This window comes from Lonepinella sp. BR2271 (assembly GCF_051851515.1).
Lineage (GTDB): Bacteria > Pseudomonadota > Gammaproteobacteria > Enterobacterales > Pasteurellaceae > Lonepinella.
Map to the genome: position 1 here is coordinate 57,637 of NZ_JBPDVF010000006.1, position 19,778 is coordinate 77,414.

The window sequence follows — 19,778 nt, forward strand, 5'->3', positions numbered from 1 at the left end:
ATATTCTCTCTTTTAAGTGTATGCTATAAAATATTGCGAACGCATTATACAGATTTAACCTTATTTTGTGAACGAATTTTTGTGAAAAATCTGGCTTTTTTTAACGCAGGATTAAAAAGGAAATCTATGTACGATTTATTAGAAAAACTGGCCGACGGTCAAGCCTATTCTTTTGAAAATTTAACCGCACTTTTCGGTTGTGATGACGAGGCATTATTAGCTCAAATTCAGCAATTACAACAGCAAGGGATTCATCTTGATACCACCTTTGGCGAAGTAAAATTATTGCCCCAAACCGCTTTATTAAACCCTGAAAAATTACGCCAGAATTTGCCTTATCAAGTGTTTTACCGTCCTGTTATTCATTCCACTAACCAATTTCTGTTAGAAAATATCAAACGCTTAAACAAAGGCGATATTTGCACTGCAGAATGTCAAACCGCAGGGCGAGGGCGACGGGGGCGGCAATGGATTTCGCCTTTTGCAAGCCAATTAATGTTGAGTTTTATTTGGCAAGTGGACGCCAGAAAACCCCTTGATGGCTTGAGTTCTGTGGTCGCCATGGCGATAAATCATGCGTTAATCAAATTAGGCGGTGCAGACATTATGCTGAAATGGCCCAATGATATTTTGTTAAAAGGCCGAAAATTAGCCGGCATTTTAATTGAAATTGCACATACCGAGAATGGTCAACTTAATTTGGTGGTGGGGATTGGGTTAAACGTGGATATTCCCAAAGATAACCAACAAATTGACCAACGTTGGGCGAATTTAACCGAAATTTTGCCTAAAATAGACCGCACTTCGTTGTTAATTGCGTTGATCCAACAGATTTATCAAGCACTAGACACCTTTGAGCAAACAGGCATAGATACCGAGTTTCAGCAAAAATGGCAAGAGGTTGATGCTTATTTTGGTGAAACCGTCAATATTATCACAGAGAAACAAGTAATTTCAGGCGTAGAACAAGGCATTGATGAACGTGGTTATTTAAAATTATTCACTGATAATGGTGAATTATTGACCTTTAATGGTGGAGAAGTGTCGTTGCGGAGAAAGTAAAAAACATTAGAAATATGGCTGGGGTACTAGGATTCGAACCTAGGGATGCTGAGATCAAAACCCAGTGCCTTACCGCTTGGCGATACCCCAATTAAATTATCTTAAACAGATAGTGATTTGCTTTTTTGAATAGTATGGCTGGGGTACTAGGATTCGAACCTAGGGATGCTGAGATCAAAACCCAGTGCCTTACCGCTTGGCGATACCCCACCTACTAAAAGAGTTGCAAACTGAAAATGGTGCGGAAGGAGGGACTTGAACCCACACGCACAGGCGCCAGAACCTAAATCTGGTGCGTCTACCAATTTCGCCACTTCCGCAATATATTGACCACTTTAAAATGGTGGCTACAGCGAGATTCGAACTTGCGACCCCAACATTATGAGTGTTGTGCTCTAACCGACTGAGCTATGTAGCCATATTTTGCGTCACCGTAATCAGCGTTGCGGTGCGTATTATGCTTATTTCACGCTAACTCGTCAACACTTTTTTCCTGATAATCACAAAATTGGCGTTCGTTCGAATACAGATTAAACAAATCACCCTAAAATACGGCCTTACTCCTCCAAAAGATGTTGCAATAAACGGCCGTCTAACAATGCCCGTTTTACCAACGCAAATGCGCCGATCACATCTTCATGATGTAATGCTGACACCACTAACGGCGTATTTTTCACAAAAGCGGGCAACGCATGGCTTTCAAGCGTCCGATGAATGGCGGCAAATAATGTATTTTTTGCCTGCGTAATTTCCCCCGAAATCACGATTTTTTCAGGGTTAAACATATTCACCGACATGGCCAACACTCGGCCAATTTGCACGCCCACATGTTCAATTAACTCGGTCGCCACTGCGTCATGCTTATTACTGGCTTTGCAAATCGCCTCAATATCATGGCTTTCTAATGAGAGCCATTTACTTTGATAACCATCTTCTAGCATTTGTTGCATTTTATTTTCAATGGCCTCATTGCTGACCACGGTTTCCAAACAGCCCACATTGCCACACAAACAGCGTTTTCCCAACGGATCCACCTGAATATGGCCAATTTCACCCACGTTATTGCGGTAGCCTTGAAAGACTTCGTGATTAATCACTATACCCGCTCCCACGCCACGATGAATGCGTAATAACAGGGAATCATAACAATCTTTGGTCACACCAAAATAATGTTCTGCTAAGGCCAAACTGCGCACATCTTGCCCGATATAACTCGGTAAATGAAAGCGTTCTTCGAGTCGTTGCACCAAATCCCAAGGTTCTGCAAGCGCAAAGTGCGGTAAATTTTCAATCAGATTATTTTGGCCATTCACAAATCCCGCGACCGTCACGCCAATGGCAATCAACTCACTAGATTTCGCTTGATTATCGGCAATAAATTTGTCTAATTGCTCAAATAAGAAATTTTCTAAATGACTCAAATCCGGCAGGTCAGGCAAATCAAAATGCTGATATTTCAGCAACTTGGCCGACAAATCCATGATAGCCAGTACAATTTCTTCTCGCCCCAAATGAATCAGTAACGTCCGAAAGGCTTTCTGTTCTGCCACAATCGAGGTAGCACGACGGCCCCCTGTGGATTCTTGCTGTTCCACTTCTTTAATTAATCCTCGAGCCAATAATGCCCGAGTAATTTTAGTGACGCTCGCCGGTGCCAACTGGCTTAATTCCGAAATTTTAATTCGTGAAATCGGTGCTTGTTGGTCGATTAATTTATACACCACCGCACTATTCATCTGTTTAACCAAATCCACATTCACAATTTGATTAATTCGCATCCGACATTCCTTATTTTACGCTATAAAATTTGTATTATTTTACCTGAAAAAATCGCAAAAATTAACCGCAGTTTACAGAGATTTTGTGGAATCCAACATATCCCTAAACCATTTTTCCGTATTTTCGCTGATTTTTTCCAGATACTTGTTTAAGTCTACGGTTTGTTTCAAAATACGCTGCCAATAAATATCACCAGTCTTATATTTATCACCCTTTGCCATGGTTTGAATGAATTGGCACTTCGCACTCTCTGTCTCTTTTTTTAAATAACCGCTAATGCCATCACTGACCGCCAATACCACATTCTTTTCACTGTTCAGATACTCAGCGATATAGATTTGTAACAACTCATGAGAGTCAAATTCTGGCTCGACTGAAAAAGTTTTTCCGACTAGTTTATTATTGTTATCTTTCGCATAAAAAATAGCCGGTAACACAGACTCATCTCCTGAATAAACTTGCAACATTAACCAATTCAGCCAATTCTCAATCGTATAGCTGTCCTTGTGTTTGCCCGCTCGCCATTGAATGCGTTGCAAACCGTTTTCAGTGCTAAATAACCGATCAATATAACCACTTAATTGCACCGGTTGTCCTTCAATATTAAAGGTAAAATCAATGTAACGGCTTTCCATTAATTTGCCTTGATAAGCGGCAATCACCGCACGAAATTGTTCCACATCCGAGCGTAGTTGTTGCTGATAAATCTGAGCAAATTCACCACGAGGTAACATGCCTTTTACCCTTAACTCTGCAAAATATTTTTCAATATCAAGCTGTTCGTTCATTAACAAATCTTGTTGAATGTTATAGGTGTCCAAACCGTCTAAGGTAAAATATTCCGTATCGCTAATCTGCTCATCTTTATCACGATAATACACGCCAAGCCGTTGTTCAAAGAAAAACTGTACGGGATTTTTCACAAATTTAATTAATTGCTCACAATCAATCTTGACAGGCGTCACAGCGACTTCAGTTGAAGAAGATGTGGCTTGCACAAAATCTACTGGCGATTGGTTCGCATTGGCAATATTCGCCCATTCTTTGGCAAAAGTGCGGTGATTTTCACTGAAGTTTTTTGCGCTCCAAGCGGTCATGGCGTGATATTGCACCAGCGCTTTTTCCTCGCTTTGAGGTTGGCAATCGCTATCTAGATTATCATACAAATAATCCAATAATTGATTGACTAACACAGATGGCTCCAAGGGTGAATTATCAATAATCGACTGCCCAACATAGCTAATATAGAGCTGTTGTTGTGCCGATAACAACGCTTCCAAAAACAAATAACGATCATCATCACGGCGGAAACGGTCCCCTTTTTGACGGTGATATTGCATTAAATCAAAACTGTTTGGCGTTGAGCTACGTGGATAATCACGCTCATTCATGCCCAATAAACAGATGATTTTGAAAGGAATCGCACGCATTGGCAATAAGGTGCAAAAGTTTACACTACCGGTCAGAAATTTCGCCCCAGTTTCTGACGCATTGAGTTTCTCCGTTAAGACCTCGGCAATCACTTCAGCCGTCAATGCCTGATCAACATGCAAATCTTGTAATAATTGGCTCACTTGCTCAATACTCGCCTCAATATGCTGATACATTTCCTGAGTATGCGATTCTGGCATAAAGAAATCCGTTAACAACGCGGTTAATTCCCGCTGCCAATCTCGCATAGAATGAGGTTGTGACAACACATAATGCCAATGGCTTAATTGCGCAATAAAGGCATTCAAGGCTCCCACTAAACGGCTTTTCAAGCCATAACTGTTATCAAAGCCCAGTTGGTCTTGTTGCCAAATGCCATTTTCTTCACGCATGGCAAAGCCTAACAACATGTTCTCCAAACCGGCCTGCCAAGCGTTAAAATTCGGCCCTTGTTCAGTCGATTTCTCCAACCCAAAACGAATACCGCTATCTTTTACCCAATGGCGCACGTTCTCTAGTTCATCAAGGGCTATGCCAAATCGTTGACGAATTGCAGGAATATCCAACAGGGCCAGCACTTCTTCTGCACCAAATTGGCTTTCTTTTAAACGTAATAAATACAAGAACGTCGCCAATAGCACATCACTTTCAGACAGGGTTTGATCAGAAATCGAAAACGGAATATAACGGTTATCTTCCCCCCAAAGGCCCTGTTTATCCTGACTTTTACGTTGATATTGACCAAATACCGCCTGAATATAAGGCGCGTAACGATCAATATCCGCCACCATCACCACAATATCCTTTGGTGTGAGTTGGCTATCTCGTTGAAAACACTCTAATAAATAATCGTGCAGTACTTCTACTTCACGCATTGGGCTATGGCAAGCATGAAAGGAAATAGAATTATCCTGTGGATCAATATGTAACGCTTTTGGTTCACTGGGTGCCAACTGCAAAATTTTACGTTTTACTTGGGTTAATAAATGATTATCCCCCGTTAATTCTGTATTGGCTTGAATTTCTTGGCTGTCTAATTGGCTTAACAAATAGAAAAAATCTCGGCCTAATTTACCCCAAGTGGCCAATAACGGGTGACCAATAGATAAATGTTCATCTTCAGCGGTTAATTCTTGTTTATTGGCAAAATAATCTTCCAGTTGCGTGTCGTTAAACAAGGAAATCGCTTGCCCACTCTGCTGTTTGGTTAAGGTTTTCAACGCACGTTTTTGGGCAAAGGTGGGATCTACAATATCGCCCCAATAATATTGGCTCGGGTTATTAAAGAACAGATGTACATCACAATGTTCAGCCATGGCAGCTAAGGTGTCTAAATAGGTTTTCGGCAAAGCAGAAATACCAAAGATAAACAAGCGTTTGGGTAAATTTTTATAGCTCGATAATTGCAAATATTGCTTGTGTAAATTGGCTCGATGTTGCACTGGGTGATCATCAGCGGAAATCTCGCCAATCAAGGCACGCCATAATTGCCCTTGCCATGCCACATCTTGCATAATTTGCTGTTTAAACCGTTCGTCCGCCTGTTTTTGTTGACTTAAAATTTCTTGCACAATGATCTCAGGCTGTTGCTGTTCCCAAGCAGCGATCCAGTGTGGACGGTAGACTAAATATTGGTCAAAAAGATCCGCGATTTTACGCGCTAATTGATAGAGTTTTTGTTGTTCCGAATGCACAGAATAATGTAAATAATGCAAAATCGGCTGAAAATCCGTTTGCTTAATTAAAGTCATTAAGCGCCACGTCATCACCTCTTTACTAAATTGGCTTTGTTCCGCTACATTCGGTAAATTATCCACATATTGTTGCCAAATAAAACTGGCCGGCATAGGAAATTTAAAATTGGCCGCAATACCTTGTTTCTCTGCTAACTGCAGTTGTAACCATTGCGCCATACCGGGGCTTTGCACCAAAATAGTTTCCGCTTCAAAGGGATCATCCAAGGGATCTCGCTTAATTAATTCACATAAAATATCTTTTTGCACGTCAAGATCGTTAGAATGATAAATTTTAAACATAATAGCCCCATGGGTGAGAATGAATTTCCTCCATTATAAACTAATTTCACCTAAAATATACCGCACTTTCACCTGTTTTCCCGTACAAAAAATGCTAAAAGTCAGTTGGTTTTGTTGCACTTGGTTTTCACAAGGCAAGCCGAGAAATTGCCGTTGTTGCTGATTTTCCGCAATTTGGATGGCCTGATAACGTTGATAAATTTCATTGGCGGTTTTCCGTTGGTGACTCGTCCATTGATTAATTGCCAGAAAAATGCCACTAAATAAGCTAAGCGCCACGAGTAAGGTCACTAAACTCATGCCTCGCTGAAATTTAGGGAATAAAATCATACCATGTTTTCTCCACCTGTTGCCATTGACTGAAACCTTGCACAATGTCCGTGACCACCGCTTTTTTATAGGTTAAGGTCACCGAATCCTCTTTGCTAAATGCCCCTTGTGTAATCACCGCACCCGTGATTTTCCCCTTACCCACAATATGCAACGCTCCCGTGGCAATCACCACCCCATTAATGTTGCTGCTAAGCTCCCATTCCGTATTTGCTTGATCAAACCAAAATAACGCATTACTTTTATCGCTCGGAAAATCCTTAACGCTTTGTATCGCATTGGCTTGGAATAATGTAAACGCCGAGGGATCCACAAATTCCTCAAATTGCCCCTCATTCAAATTTTTAGTTGGCGATTTCTTAAATAAGGCTTGTCGCTGACACCAGATAAATTGCTGATGTTCTTCACTATTTTCAGATGTCACCGCCACACTCGCCATATTTCCCGCTACACTTAACGCCAAGGTATCACACAAATGTCCTTGCTGTTGCTGAAATTGTTGTTGTAAACGACCATGTTGCTGAACGTAACGGTGCCGTTGCATTGCCATGGAAGAATGTAAGCGGAAATATTCATCATCAAACCATAAGGCCACCAATAACAAACTTGAAAGTAAAATAAGCAAACTCATGGTCACAAAACCGCGGTGTTTTTTAGCTAAATTTTGCATTCCACATTACTCCTTTGCCCATGGTTGATTCAACAACGGAATCACCACCGAACTTTCATACTGAATCTCTGGATATTGCTTTAATCGTCCAACCAAAGAAAGACTTAACCCCTTGTATTGCTTGCTATTATCTAACCAGTCAAGAGACAATGCCGTCACTTCATAACTGTCCTCATCCAATACTTTGGTCCAACCTAAATCCTGACAGGCTTGTTGTTGCAAATAACTCTGGCATTCGGCTTTTTTACACTTCGTATTGGCTTTATTGCCATAAGTACGGCTTTCTAAAATCAAGCCGTTTTGACGATAGCCTAATAACTCACGCCCCACTTCCGAAGTGGCATTTTGTTCATTCTTCGCACATTGTTTTGCTGTCGACCCTAAACAACCATTCGCATCCAAATCATAAAAAAATAAAACACAATTATTTTTCACCGCACTTTCGCCCGACATAGGATAAATCCCCACACTGGTTCCCATTTCATCCAGTTCAAATAAAGAAAAATTTTCCTGTGTCACTTTCGAGGACAACGCACGAAAACCCGCTCGCCGTAAATCTTTTGCCATGGTTTGCAAGGCCCGTTGTAATTCGGTTTGTAGTTGTAATCGCCTTAACATCTGTTGATTCTGCCGTTGTGAATCGGTATAAAATTGTACGATAACCCACAATAACAATGATGATAACGTCAAGCTGATCATTAACCCCAACAGAGTTTGTCCTGAATAAAATCGTCTCATTCTTCTGCACCTCCGCTGCAAGCATTCTCCGCTTGATTCATTTTAAAGCGAACTCGTCCTAGATTGGAAAAGGAAAACAAGGTTCGAGATTGCGTATTTTGCAACATAAAACAGCCCGAATCTGACGAATTTCTGGTACCATTAAAACTAATTAATTTTTGTGGATAATAGGCTTTCGCCACAATCATGGTCTGTTGTGGAATAAGCGGTGAATAAAATTGGGCGGATAAATTTTCTGGGCAAAAATGTGGCTGAAAACAATCACAAATTGTGTCTGACTTGATTTGCGCCGTCACACACCAACGTTGCTGACTGCTATCTCGATTCAGAACGAGATACCAAATTTGATTCGAATTTTCCACACGGGCTTGAATTTGACGTAAAAACAAATATAACCGCTGTTGCTCTTTCGCTAAAATCCGTTGATTATCCCCTTGCCAAGCGGGCAAACTCACCAACGCCAATATGCTAATAATCAACAACGTGATCATCATTTCCAACAAAGTAAACCCATTTTTCATCACATCTTCTCTTTTTTTTTACCGCACTTTAAAAAGAAAATAGATGGGGTGCAAGAAAAGCGATCGTTTTTTGGAATGGAGATCACAAAATGAGGGGAAATGGAGTGACTGACAGAGCATTGATTAGGGTCTGTTGACCTTTTGGTGCTTTTACTGACGAAAAAGTGATTGAATTTCTTGTTTTATAAATTTGGCTTCAAAACCTAATTACGCAACTTTTTGATTTCTTCAATAGGCAAACCGACAGATTTAGAAAAACTGCCTCATCTAGAAAATTAGGTAATTTGTTGAGTTTCATCATATTTTTCAGCTCAAACACCCATTTTTCTAGCACGCTTGTTAATTGTTCACTGGTTTTATTAAAGAAAAGCCATTACATAGCCAAAGCAAACAGACTAATACGCTCCAATTCAGGCTCAATCACTAACCGAGTTTGTTCCAAATCATAATGATTTTGCAGATTAATCCACGACTGCGGATCAACACCGAAAAACGTACCCAAACGCAACGCCGTATCGGGCGTAATAGCTCGTTTTCCTTTCACAATTTCATTAATCCGCCGAGCAGGCACGCCAATGGCTTTTGCCAAAGCATATTGACTAATCTCAAGGGGTTTTAACCAATCTTCTAATAAAATTTCACCAGGGTGAACTAGGGCGACTTCTCTCATTATTCTTCCTTAATGATAATCTACTATTTCCACACTATGAACGTGTCCATTTTGCCAAACAAAACAAATTCGCCATTGATCGTTAATCCGAATACTATATTGTCCTTGTCTATCACCTTTTAGGGCTTCTAAACGATTGGCAGGTGGAATACGCAAAAAGGCTAAATCCGTTGCCGCATTGAGTTGTTGTAATTTACGCAATGCCACACGTTCAATTTGAATAAAACGTTTTACTCGCTTACCTTCAAATAAGGCTTGCGTATCCTTGCAACGAAATTCCGTAATCATTTTATTCTCTCATTTAACCTTTTGCGTTAATAGTAACGCTATGCGTTATTAATAGCAAGTGTATTTTTAATACCCCTGCTCATTCAACATACGATAATTATCACAACCACCTTGATTACCATTATCACAAGCCTTGCCAACCCATTCTTTGGCTAGTTGTTTATTCTGTCTTACGCCTTGTCCATTATAATAATGTGCACCAAGGTTATATTGTGCATTTGCATACCCCTGATCCGCTGCCTTTTGATACCAATATACCGCTTGTTTATAATCTTGTTTAACACCATCTCCTTTTTCATACATTGAAGCAAGATTATATTGTGCTTCTACCCCCCCTTGCTCCGCTGCTTTTTGATACCAATATGCTGCTTGTTTATAATCTTGTTTAACACCTTTTCCATTATCATATATTAAAGCAAGATTATATTGTGCATTTGCATACCCTTTCTCCGCTGCCTTTTGATACCAATATGCCGCTTGTTTATAATCTTGTTTAACACCTTTTCCATTATCATATATTACAGCAAGATTATATTGTGCTATTACATCCCCTTGTTCCGCTGCCTTTTGATACCAATACACCGCTTGTTTGTAGTCTTGTTTGACACCTTTTCCATTATCATACAGTAAACCAAGATTATATTGTGCACTTGCATACCCTTGCTCCGCTACCTTTTGAAACCAATATGCCGCTTGTTTATAATCTTGTTTAACACCTTCGCCATTATAATAAGCATTACCAAGATTAAATTGTGCTTTTACATCCCCTTGTTCCGCTTTTACTGTTAAATCATCAATTTCATTGGCATAAATCAATGTAGAAAATGATACGCCAATTAATGTTGCTAATAATAGTTTCTTGAACATAGTTAATTCCTGATTAAATTATTAGAAATATTCTTCTGCTTTGTCTTTAAGAATTTTTAATGTATTGAGTTGTCAAACCAACTGCAACACCTTTTCATTGCGTCTCATTTTGTTTCTCCTATAAACCCAGCATAATTAAAGCCTAATGGTTCTATTTGTATTATTTCTAAAGATAATTTATCTTGCATTTGAGCTTGAGTATCTAAAAAATAAGCTTGTTTATCGCTTGGATTATTTAGATCATATTTAAATAACCAACTACCCACTCGGTAGGGAGTCTTATCCTGCTGAATTGAAGAGAATGTTTGCTGTTTAAATTTCTCATATTCTTGTCGCATTTTTTCATAACTTAAAAGAATACCTGTTGGATTAATCAATTTTTGTGATAATGCCTGTTGAATTTTTTCAGTAATATTAAAAAAGAGTAAAGAATTTGCTTCATTGTAAAATTGCTTTAAATTTTTAGGTGTGAGCATCTTATGGAACTGAGAAAATAAAATACCTTTCTCATTTTCTGAAATCGATTGTTCATTTACATAACTCATACATTGATCTAACCAATTTTCAATCTGTTGAATCACTTTTTGACCATATTCATATTGCAACAGCTCAACAATTGTCGCGTGACTTTGTTCAGATAAAATAGATAAGCCTTGGTTGTGACTGGTTCTGATTTTTTCAGTAATTTGTTGAATTTTATTGTCTAAATTCATTGTTTGTCCTTATCCTATAATCTAGGAATACGTTAAAATAAAATTCACCGATTAAGGTGCATTATGCTCTAAAGCACAATTTAATTTGATCGTTTTCCATTCTAACATTGTTTTTTTTTTGCACAATGTGCTACATTTTATCTTGCTAAAATCATTTGCGACCACGTTATGCTCGTGCGATTTAGTGAAGAGAAATATGGGACAAATATCCAAATCTCTGCTAAAATGCACCGCACTTTTACATTAAGAAACAATCGTGGTTCGCAAACTCCCACGCTAAAAAACTAAGGACTTACAATGCAACTTTTCAATCCGAATCACGACCGCAAGGCGGTGGTGATTTTTTCAGGTGGACAGGATTCCACCACCTGCTTACTTCAAGCGATTCAACAATATGGCAAAAATAACGTGGAAACCGTTACCTTTAAATATGGACAACGTCACGCCATTGAATTAGATAAAGCCCAATGGATTTGCCACGATCTTGGGGTGAAACAAACCCTGATCGATATGGAAAGCACCCAGATTTTCTCGGCGAATGCGATGATGAGCAACACGGAAATTAAAATGGGCGAAAACGGCGTGCCGAATACCTTGGTAGATGGTCGCAATGCGTTATTTTTACTCTATGCTGCCATTTATGCCAAAGGGCAAGGGATTACCGATATTATCACGGGTGTATGCGAAACGGATTTTAGTGGCTACCCTGATTGCCGTGATGTGTTTATTAAATCAATGAACGTCACCTTAAATTTGGCGATGGATTATCGTTTCCGTATTATCACCCCGTTGATGTACTTAACCAAAGCCCAAACTTGGCAGTTGGCAGATGAACTTGGCTGTTTAGATTATGTGCAACAACATAGCCACACGTGCTATTTAGGTGTTGATGGCGGTTGCGGAGAATGCCCAAGTTGCTTGTTACGCAATAAAGGGCTAAACGAATATTTAATGTTAAAACAACAAAGTGCGGTGAGAAATGTTTAAAGTTTCAAAAGAATTCAGTTTTGATATGGCACATATTTTGGACGGTCATGACGGTAAGTGCCAAAATTTGCATGGGCATACTTATAAATTACAGGTAGAAGTGAGCGGTGATTTAGTCGCTGACGGAGCGAAAAAAGGCATGGTGATCGACTTCACTGATGTGAAAACTGTGGTCAAACGTGCTATTTTAGATCCCATGGATCATGCCTTTATTTATGACACCACTAGCCAAAGAGAATGTAAAATTGCCAACTTACTCAATGAGTTAAATTCAAAGACTTTTGGTATTCCTGTTCGCACCACCGCAGAAGAAATGGCACGTTTTATGTTTAATCGTTTGAAAACAGAATTGCCAATCTCTGCTATTCGCTTGTGGGAAACGCCGACTTCATTTTGTGAATATCGAGAATAATCGCAGTGCATTTAATTAATGAACCCAAATTTCCCATTGTCGAAATCTTTGAAAGCCTACAAGGGGAAGGGGCCAATACAGGCATGCCGAGTATTTTTGTGCGTTTTGGCAAATGTAATCTGGCTTGCCCTTGGTGCGACACCAATTACAATGAATTTGAGCAATGGACATTAAGCCAAATCTTGCAAAAAGTGCGGTCATTTTCTGCCAAGAATATTATCATTACTGGTGGCGAACCCACAATTCAGGCGGGGATCGCACTATTATTAGACCGTCTCAAAGCAGACGGTTATTTTCTCGCCATTGAAACCAATGGCTTAAAAGAAATTCCGTCTCAAATTGACTATATTGCTACCAGTCCGAAAGCCATGTATGCGAAAAAATACCAAAATCGCTGCATTGAATTTGCTCACGAAGTACGCATTGTGGTGGATGAAAAGGACGACAATGTACAAGATTTCTGTCAGTTAATTGAAAGCAAAATCCAAGCGGATAATTATTATTTATCCCCTTGCGAAATTGATGGCAAAATGAATTTACTCGAAACCATTACGTTTTTAGGCAAGCTCAATCAACGCCCGAATAAGCCGAAATGGCAGTTGAGTATTCAGACGCATAAATTGATTGGGATTGAGTAAAAAGTGGCACAGTAAATGATATACTATGCCACCGAATTTGAATTAACCTAACCAGCTAAGCACTCCAACTGTTAAAGAAGGAATATAAGTAACCGAAAATAAAGTAATCAGCAGTACCATTATAAATAATCCATTATCCTTAGTGACACTCCAAATATCTCTTTTCGCAATAGATGAAGCCGTGATTAATACGCTAGCTACTGGGGGAGTTTGTTGACCAACTGCAATATTTAAAGTCAATATTATACCAAATTGAATAGGATCTATACCTAACTGAGAAATTAATGGCATAACAATCGGAACGACTAAAATAATTGCAGCTGCACCATGCAAAAACATACCAATGATAAATAACATAATATTTAGCATCATCAATACTACATATTTATTATCTGATACGCTTAATATCGCTGAAGCCATTTGTTGCGGAACCTGCTGTTCAGTTAGAAAAAGTCCCAGAGCAGCGGAAGTAGATACTAACAACATGACGACAGCTGTTCCATTTACACTTTCTACAATAGCTTTACGTAAAGATGACAAATTAAGTTCTTTATAGATAAAAAGCCCTATGATTAATGCCAACAATACAGCTAAACCAGCGGCTTCAGTTGCAGTTGCAAAGCCAGAAATAATACTACCTAAAATAACAACTGGTAACGTTAATGCCCAAATGGCTTGCTTAAAAGTTTTCCATATATTACGTAAACTAAAAGACTCTTCTCGTGGTAAATTATATTTCACTGCATAGTAATAGCAAAGAATAAACATCCCCAAAGAAGCTATTCCACCAGCAGCTAAACCAGCAATAAATAATTTAGAAATGGAAACATCTGCCATCGCACCATAAATAATCATCGGTAAAGATGGTGGAATAATCACTGCCAAAGATGCAGATGAAGATGTTACTGCTGCTGCAAGCGTTCCTTTATATCCTCGTTTTTTCATAGCTGGAATTAAAATTGATCCAAGTGCGGCCACATCAGCCACTGAAGATCCCGAAATTTCAGCAAAGATCATCGAAACCCCAACAGTAACCATGGATAATCCACCACGAACAAAACCAATTAAAGCATTAACAAAGTTTATTAAACGAACGGAAATACCACCACTATTCATCAATGCTCCTGCTAAAACAAACAGTGGAATTGCAAGCAAAGAAAAATTTGATGCACCATCAAAAACAGATAATGCTACATTATAAACAGAATCAAAACTACTAGTAGCCCACATACCTAACAAGGATACGACACCAATAGCCACGGCAATGGGAACATTAATCATCACTAGTAGAACTAAGCCTAATAATACTAAGAAAGATATCATGGTTTTTCCCCCGATGCTGTTTGCATATTGTTACGAATAGCTTGCTCTATTTCTTCATCATCCATGGTCTTACCTTGTAATAAGCTTTTCCAAGCATTACTCATAGAGAGTATCTCTGCCAAAATAAACAATATGCAGCCTATAGGTAATGCTGATTGAGCTACGGCTAATGGTATAAAGTCTAAACTAGTTAGAGTTTCATCCCCAAAAACACTTAATAGATAAAAACCAGCCCAAGCTAATATAGTAAAAAAGGCAATAATCAATGTTTCACTAACAATGAAAGCTAGTTTTTTCCACATCAATGGCATTTTTGCGACTAAATTACCAAATCCCATATGACTACGATTTAATGCACATAATGCAGCACCATAAAAAGTTAACCACGCTAACAAAATGGCAGAAACCTCATCATACCAATGTAACGATATCCCCATAAATCGAGAAAATATAGAGATAATAATAATTACAGTTAAAATACTCAGAATAGTCGATGCAATAATGGTCAGGATATTTTTAACTATGAGAAATAACCTTTTCATAAACAGGTTCTCCATTCATATTATGGTTTAATGGCTTGCTGTGTTTTTTCTAATAAAATCTTACCATTAGGAACATTAGAAATAAAATCATCATAAATAGGCTTGCTCGCTTCTACAAAGGCAGGGATATCTGCCACATTTACTTGCATGCCAGCCTCAATGAGCTTTGTTTCTAGTTCTTTATCTAACCTTGTTGCTTCTTGATAACTCCACTCTTGCGATTGTTTTGCCTGCTCTTCAATAATACGCTTAACTTCATCAGGTAATTTCTTATACGATTTAACGCCAACGGTCAAAAACGCAGGAGAATATACATGATTTGTAATAGTTAAATATTTTTGTACTTCTTGTAATTTTGCTGCATAAATATTTGTGAGTGGATTTTCTTGGCCATCAATGACGCCAGTTCTAAGCCCAATAAACACATCTCCAAAAGGAATTGGTGTCGGATTAGCTCCCCATTGTTTGAACATATTCAATCTCCATGAACTGCTAGGCGTTCGAATTTTCAGTCCTTTTAAATCCTCAGGTTTATAAATAGGACGAGTATTATTTGTTATACTACGAAAGCCATTTTCCCATAATCCAATAACTTTATAGCCTTTTTTCTCTATTTCAGGCTCTATTAAAGGATAAAAAACTTCAGTTTCAATACGATTAAGGTGGGATCTTTCCGTAATTAAGAAAGGTAACTCAAAAATAGCCATTTCAGGAATGTTTGTTGAGAGTGTTGAAGATAACAAGGCTATATCAATAGTTCCTATCTTCAACTTTTGTTGCGTATCTTTATCCGAACCTAATTGACCTGCACCAAAAAATTTTAATGTATAGTCTAGGTCTTTCTCTGCTAGTTTTTTATTGCCTTCATCCACAAAATGTTTTGTTGTGTCATATTGCAAGGAACCTAAACTAGCCGTCGTCGAAATAATCAGGTCTTTTGCTTTCGCAAATGAAGAAATGCCTAAAGATAAAGAAAGTGCGGTAAAAATAACCGCAGTTTTGCTTGAAAATATTTTCATATGTCAAATCTCCTTGTTATATGGAAGTGAGTAAGGTAAGAATCTTGAAGATCAAAATAACAACAGAAAAACATATGTTCAATATAATTTTTTCAAAAATGTGATCTTAGTCACATTTATTTTTATAATAAGTGTTTTTTATATATAAATAAGGGGCATCATGCCATGTATGCCCCATTTCGTGTAATGGTATGTAAATATATCTTATTAAGCAACCTGCTGACCAGCCCAACCTTCTTCAGAGTAAATTCCCAATTTTTTCTTACGCATTTGTCTATCAAAAAATGCGACAATAAATGGAACAAGGAATAATGTAATAATTGAAGCTGTTGCACATTGTGCGGTGGCTAATGGAACATAAGGACTAAAAGTCGGATCTGCATCTGCCACAGCCGCTGGAGTCATGGCAGAATTTAAAGCGGTTGTACCAACTGCAGCCCCCATTGCATTGCGTTCTTTTTTCGGTAATAAGATATTAAAAATATAGAAAAGAATCACCGCAGTTACTGTTGAAATTAATCCCAATACAATACCCGATGCACCAGCTAATAAGATCGTATCTATATTAGTGCTTGAACCAATGGCAATCGTCATAATAAAAGTGACTATCGGCGTGGCTTTTTGACAGAGCTGTCTGAACGTACTGTCTAAATTCCCCCAAATAAATCCAACTAACAATGGAATAATGGTAGCAACTAACGCCATAAATGGAATATTAGCGAGTCCGCTTGCACCTAGTGCAACAAGTGTAAAAAATGGTCCATCATTGAGCGATAGAATAGATATTGCTCCAGAATCTGTTGCATTACCAAATTGTGAAGAAAGCGAAATATATAATGAACCATTGGAATTGGTTAAAGCCGCAATTAGGACGACAGGTGTAATACCCCAAATGCCATCTGGGCCTAATAAATAGCCAACAGCCAATCCAACGCCCAATCCTAAAAAGAATTTGATTGATGTTAATACCACTCCTTTATACAAAGGCATACCAACTTGACGTACATTAATCGTTGAACCACAAAGAATCAGGAATAGCCCCATCATTGCGGGTTGACCATTCTTAAATAACCCAGTGGTGAATCCGCCAATTTCAAAAAATTCAGGAAAAAACGTTTTCACTGCAACAGCTAATAATAAAGGAATAATGACCAATCCACCGGGGATTTTCATCATTTTATTCATTAAACCAAGATCTATGTGACCTTCTTCATTTCGTTTAAACATAGGCATAATATTTACCTCATTTGTGAATTGATTGAATACAGAGAATAACTGCTATTCTCTATACATCGTTTATTTTGATCGTCATATTCATCATTCTCGGTAAGCTTCTAAAAATAATCGATCAACTATTTTACATGCTGTTTGATCATCTCCAGTTAAACCTCCTTTACCAATAATAGGTACGCCAGTATAGTTACCCACTAATCTGCCAACATCCGCTTGCGGAATAACGTAATCAATCACATCTATTGCTGCTACGCCCAATTGATTACATACATTTACCATAGTGTCACCACCCGTAGCATATATGCCAGCCACATTATCCACCCCAATTTGCTCGAAAATATCAGAAACAATCATGCCCAAACCTGCATTAATTCTCTCCGCACTTTCACCGTGAATAAAACCATGCAATTTGTCTTGTTCTTCCAAATTAAGCAAAGGACCATGTAGTGCCGTTTCCAACAAAATAGCTCTTGGACGTTCCTTGCGTTGCATAAATTTCTTCACTTGATTGACCACTCTTTTTGCCTCCTTATCGGCCATTTCACCACCTTCAATAAGTAATAGGGGATCTACGCTAATACATTCATGGCGTTTATCCTGACAAAGTACTTCCATTTGTCGTTTAGTAACAGGCGTTGCACTACCTGCAATCACAAAAGCCGTCTTTTGTTCTTGATGAGAAGAAATTTTAGGAATATTCGCTTGTTCTTTATGAATAATGCCACGGTAAAAGCCCAATGCTGCAGTAAATGGACCTGGATCAACGGCTAAAATATGATATTTATCTAATAACAGACAAGCCTGAGCAATGTTAGCAACATCTTCTAGTGTAATCGCATCCACAATAATAATTTGATTACCTGCAGAAATTTGTTCTTCAATACGCTGTTTGATTGACTCAACTCCTTGTAAAACAGAATGAAGCTCAACTAATCCCACTTGACGATGCGTTTGTGTTTTCAACAATTCTGGAATATAACTTTCTTTTACTGGGGTTCGGACATCTTGTGCTACAGGTGTTTTAGTGAGTGCAACACCATCAATCACAGAATACCCTCCCACCACGATGCGTTTAGATTGTGGCATTGCAGGGACAACAATCGCAATCGTATTAGACTCCAATTGATCCAACATGGCATCAATTTCTGTGCCAATCCCACCTCGTAATGTTGTATCAATACGCTTAGTGAAATATTGAACGCCCATCTCTTTTAATACAGATGTGGCATGTCTAACATGATAATAGGCTTCTTCTCTATATAAAGGTCGGCTACTTGTACTGATCAGCAAAGACTCAGACTGATTCTCTGCATTTAATTTTTTTGCAGCCTCCGTATTAAAGAATACGGTTGTCTTAGAGCCAGAACGAGCGAGTAACACGCCTGTCGTCGTAGCACCAGTAAGATCATCTGCAACAACACCGATAATAGGCATAAGCCACCTCCCAATACTTAATGTTTAGAACCAATATATTTTGTGGTGTACTCTGCAAGCACTTTGGTTGATTCAATCATGCTGATACCATTCGCAAGATTTTTGCCTGCAATATCAAAAGCAGTGCCATGATCCACTGAACTACGCATAAATGGTAAGCCGAAAGTAATCGTGACCGATTTCTCAAAATCAAGGGTTTTACAAGCAATATGCCCTTGGTCGTGATAAAGCGACAGAATCGCATCGTATTTTCCTGATTTACCAATATGGAATACTGAGTCAGCTGGAACTGGCCCTGTTGCATTAATTCCCATGGCTTTCGCCTCTTCCACCGCAGGAATTAAATGATCAATTTCTTCACGTCCAAATAAACCATTATCTCCACCATGTGGATTTAACGCAGCAACGGCAATTAATGGATTTTCAATGCCAATATTTCGTAACTCTTTGTCAATTTGAATCACGCAATCCAATACATTTTGTTTATTCGCATATCGGCAAGCATCTACCACTGACATATGACGACTCACAAAGAACACTCTTAACTTATGGCAATTAAACATGGTTAATCCATAATCAGAATGGGTTTCGTTTTGATAAATTTCAGTATGACCAGGTTCTTTTACACCAACCAATTTAATGGCTCTTTTGTGGATAGGTGCGGTTGATACAGCATCAATTTTCTTAGCCAAACCAAGCTCAATAGATTTCATCACCCAATCATAAGACATTTGCCCAGCTAAAGCCTGAACTTCGCCCCATTTAATTGAATCAGTGTCATAATCTCTCGTTTCCAATACATCAATCGTACCGAGTTGATATAAGGCTTCTTCGGGATCATTAATTTTTCTAAATTGGGGACTCACGCCTCTTATCTCAGCCGCTCTTTTTAAAATCGCCACACTACCAATTACAAATGGTTGGCAAATATGGTAAATCTCCTCGTTCAACATCGTATCTATCACGATTTCAGGGCCAATCCCTGCTGGATCACCTAAGGTCAATGCAATAATTGGTTTTTTAGTTTGAATCGTCATCATAAAATCCTCTTTTTACTTCATTCTCATTTTTATTTAACTTTCGTT

General features: G+C 38.6%; 20 protein-coding genes, 4 tRNA genes and 1 riboswitch. Of the genes, 4 read left to right on the top strand and 20 right to left on the bottom strand.

What is annotated here, in order from left to right:
- Positions 1-126: 126 nt before the first annotated feature.
- Entirely contained in the window at positions 127-1,062 is a 936-nt protein-coding gene (gene birA / locus ACTG7X_RS06425) for a bifunctional biotin--[acetyl-CoA-carboxylase] ligase/biotin operon repressor BirA (protein ID WP_439257699.1), read from the top strand.
- A 15-nt stretch (positions 1,063-1,077) separates the two neighbouring features.
- Here the strand turns inward: birA and ACTG7X_RS06430 are convergent.
- From ACTG7X_RS06430 to ACTG7X_RS06495, 14 genes are all read right to left on the bottom strand, one after another.
- Positions 1,078-1,152, bottom strand: a tRNA-Gln gene (locus ACTG7X_RS06430).
- A 45-nt stretch (positions 1,153-1,197) separates the two neighbouring features.
- Positions 1,198-1,272 (bottom strand) — tRNA-Gln (locus ACTG7X_RS06435).
- 27 nt (positions 1,273-1,299) lie between these two features.
- Positions 1,300-1,382: transfer RNA gene (locus ACTG7X_RS06440), tRNA-Leu, on the bottom strand.
- Positions 1,383-1,403: 21 nt separating this feature from the next.
- Positions 1,404-1,480, bottom strand: a tRNA-Met gene (locus ACTG7X_RS06445).
- Between the two features lie 139 nt (positions 1,481-1,619).
- Entirely contained in the window at positions 1,620-2,840 is a 1,221-nt protein-coding gene (locus ACTG7X_RS06450) for an ROK family protein (RefSeq protein WP_439257700.1), read from the bottom strand.
- A 72-nt stretch (positions 2,841-2,912) separates the two neighbouring features.
- Entirely contained in the window at positions 2,913-6,308 is a 3,396-nt protein-coding gene (gene recC, locus ACTG7X_RS06455) for an exodeoxyribonuclease V subunit gamma (protein ID WP_439257701.1), read from the bottom strand.
- A 33-nt stretch (positions 6,309-6,341) separates the two neighbouring features.
- Positions 6,342-6,638 carry a DUF5374 domain-containing protein gene (locus tag ACTG7X_RS06460; RefSeq protein ID WP_439257702.1) on the bottom strand — a complete coding sequence of 99 codons (297 nt, stop codon included), beginning with the start codon at positions 6,636-6,638 and terminating at the stop codon, positions 6,342-6,344.
- A complete protein-coding gene (locus tag ACTG7X_RS06465) occupies positions 6,622-7,308 on the bottom strand; it encodes a DUF2572 family protein (RefSeq protein WP_439257703.1) in 687 nt (228 codons plus the stop codon). The genes ACTG7X_RS06460 and ACTG7X_RS06465 overlap by 17 nt, the downstream gene beginning before the upstream one ends.
- A gap of 6 nt (positions 7,309-7,314) precedes the next feature.
- Positions 7,315-8,046, bottom strand: coding sequence for a hypothetical protein (locus tag ACTG7X_RS06470; protein ID WP_439257704.1), 732 nt, complete (start codon positions 8,044-8,046; stop codon positions 7,315-7,317).
- A complete protein-coding gene (locus ACTG7X_RS06475) occupies positions 8,043-8,567 on the bottom strand; it encodes a prepilin-type N-terminal cleavage/methylation domain-containing protein (protein WP_439257705.1) in 525 nt (174 codons plus the stop codon). Before ACTG7X_RS06475 ends, ACTG7X_RS06470 begins: the two co-directional genes overlap by 4 nt.
- A gap of 373 nt (positions 8,568-8,940) precedes the next feature.
- On the bottom strand, positions 8,941-9,237 hold the full coding sequence (locus ACTG7X_RS06480; RefSeq protein WP_439257706.1) for a HigA family addiction module antitoxin: 297 nt from the start codon (positions 9,235-9,237) through the stop codon (positions 8,941-8,943).
- Between the two features lie 9 nt (positions 9,238-9,246).
- Positions 9,247-9,525 (bottom strand): type II toxin-antitoxin system RelE/ParE family toxin, encoded by a 279-nt coding sequence (locus ACTG7X_RS06485; RefSeq protein ID WP_439257707.1) that lies wholly within the window; start codon positions 9,523-9,525, stop codon positions 9,247-9,249.
- 66 nt (positions 9,526-9,591) lie between these two features.
- Positions 9,592-10,392: an SEL1-like repeat protein gene (locus ACTG7X_RS06490; RefSeq protein ID WP_439257708.1), complete on the bottom strand. Its 801-nt coding sequence runs from the start codon at positions 10,390-10,392 to the stop codon at positions 9,592-9,594.
- A gap of 104 nt (positions 10,393-10,496) precedes the next feature.
- Complete coding sequence (locus tag ACTG7X_RS06495) at positions 10,497-11,105, bottom strand: hypothetical protein (protein WP_439257709.1); 609 nt, start codon at positions 11,103-11,105, stop codon at positions 10,497-10,499.
- Positions 11,106-11,355: 250 nt separating this feature from the next.
- Positions 11,356-11,399, top strand: a riboswitch (PreQ1 riboswitch).
- 3 nt (positions 11,400-11,402) lie between these two features.
- Here ACTG7X_RS06495 and queC point away from each other — a divergent pair.
- Genes queC through ACTG7X_RS06510 form a run of 3 tightly spaced genes read left to right on the top strand, consistent with a single transcriptional unit; the run spans position 11,403 to position 13,142 of the window.
- Positions 11,403-12,092 (top strand): 7-cyano-7-deazaguanine synthase QueC, encoded by a 690-nt coding sequence (gene queC, locus ACTG7X_RS06500; RefSeq protein WP_439257710.1) that lies wholly within the window; start codon positions 11,403-11,405, stop codon positions 12,090-12,092.
- On the top strand, positions 12,085-12,504 hold the full coding sequence (gene queD, locus ACTG7X_RS06505; RefSeq protein ID WP_439257711.1) for a 6-carboxytetrahydropterin synthase QueD: 420 nt from the start codon (positions 12,085-12,087) through the stop codon (positions 12,502-12,504). The genes queC and queD overlap by 8 nt, the downstream gene beginning before the upstream one ends.
- A 5-nt stretch (positions 12,505-12,509) precedes the next feature.
- Complete coding sequence (locus ACTG7X_RS06510) at positions 12,510-13,142, top strand: 7-carboxy-7-deazaguanine synthase QueE (RefSeq protein ID WP_439257712.1); 633 nt, start codon at positions 12,510-12,512, stop codon at positions 13,140-13,142.
- Positions 13,143-13,184: 42 nt separating this feature from the next.
- On the opposite strand, the gene ACTG7X_RS06515 is transcribed toward ACTG7X_RS06510, so the two are convergent.
- The 6 genes from ACTG7X_RS06515 to pdxA form a co-directional block, all read right to left on the bottom strand.
- Positions 13,185-14,465 (bottom strand): TRAP transporter large permease, encoded by a 1,281-nt coding sequence (locus tag ACTG7X_RS06515; RefSeq protein ID WP_439257713.1) that lies wholly within the window; start codon positions 14,463-14,465, stop codon positions 13,185-13,187.
- Positions 14,462-15,007: a TRAP transporter small permease gene (locus ACTG7X_RS06520; protein ID WP_439257714.1), complete on the bottom strand. Its 546-nt coding sequence runs from the start codon at positions 15,005-15,007 to the stop codon at positions 14,462-14,464. The genes ACTG7X_RS06515 and ACTG7X_RS06520 overlap by 4 nt, the downstream gene beginning before the upstream one ends.
- Before the next feature lie 20 nt (positions 15,008-15,027).
- Positions 15,028-16,026, bottom strand: coding sequence for a TRAP transporter substrate-binding protein (locus tag ACTG7X_RS06525; protein ID WP_439257715.1), 999 nt, complete (start codon positions 16,024-16,026; stop codon positions 15,028-15,030).
- Between the two features lie 207 nt (positions 16,027-16,233).
- The gene (locus tag ACTG7X_RS06530) at positions 16,234-17,259 is read right to left on the bottom strand and encodes a 2-keto-3-deoxygluconate permease (protein ID WP_439257716.1); all 1,026 of its coding nucleotides are present in this window, start codon (positions 17,257-17,259) and stop codon (positions 16,234-16,236) included.
- A gap of 84 nt (positions 17,260-17,343) precedes the next feature.
- A complete protein-coding gene (locus tag ACTG7X_RS06535) occupies positions 17,344-18,693 on the bottom strand; it encodes a four-carbon acid sugar kinase family protein (RefSeq protein ID WP_439257717.1) in 1,350 nt (449 codons plus the stop codon).
- Positions 18,694-18,710: 17 nt separating this feature from the next.
- A complete protein-coding gene (gene pdxA / locus ACTG7X_RS06540; RefSeq protein WP_439257718.1) occupies positions 18,711-19,733 on the bottom strand; it encodes a 4-hydroxythreonine-4-phosphate dehydrogenase PdxA in 1,023 nt (340 codons plus the stop codon).
- Positions 19,734-19,778: the final 45 nt, after the last annotated feature.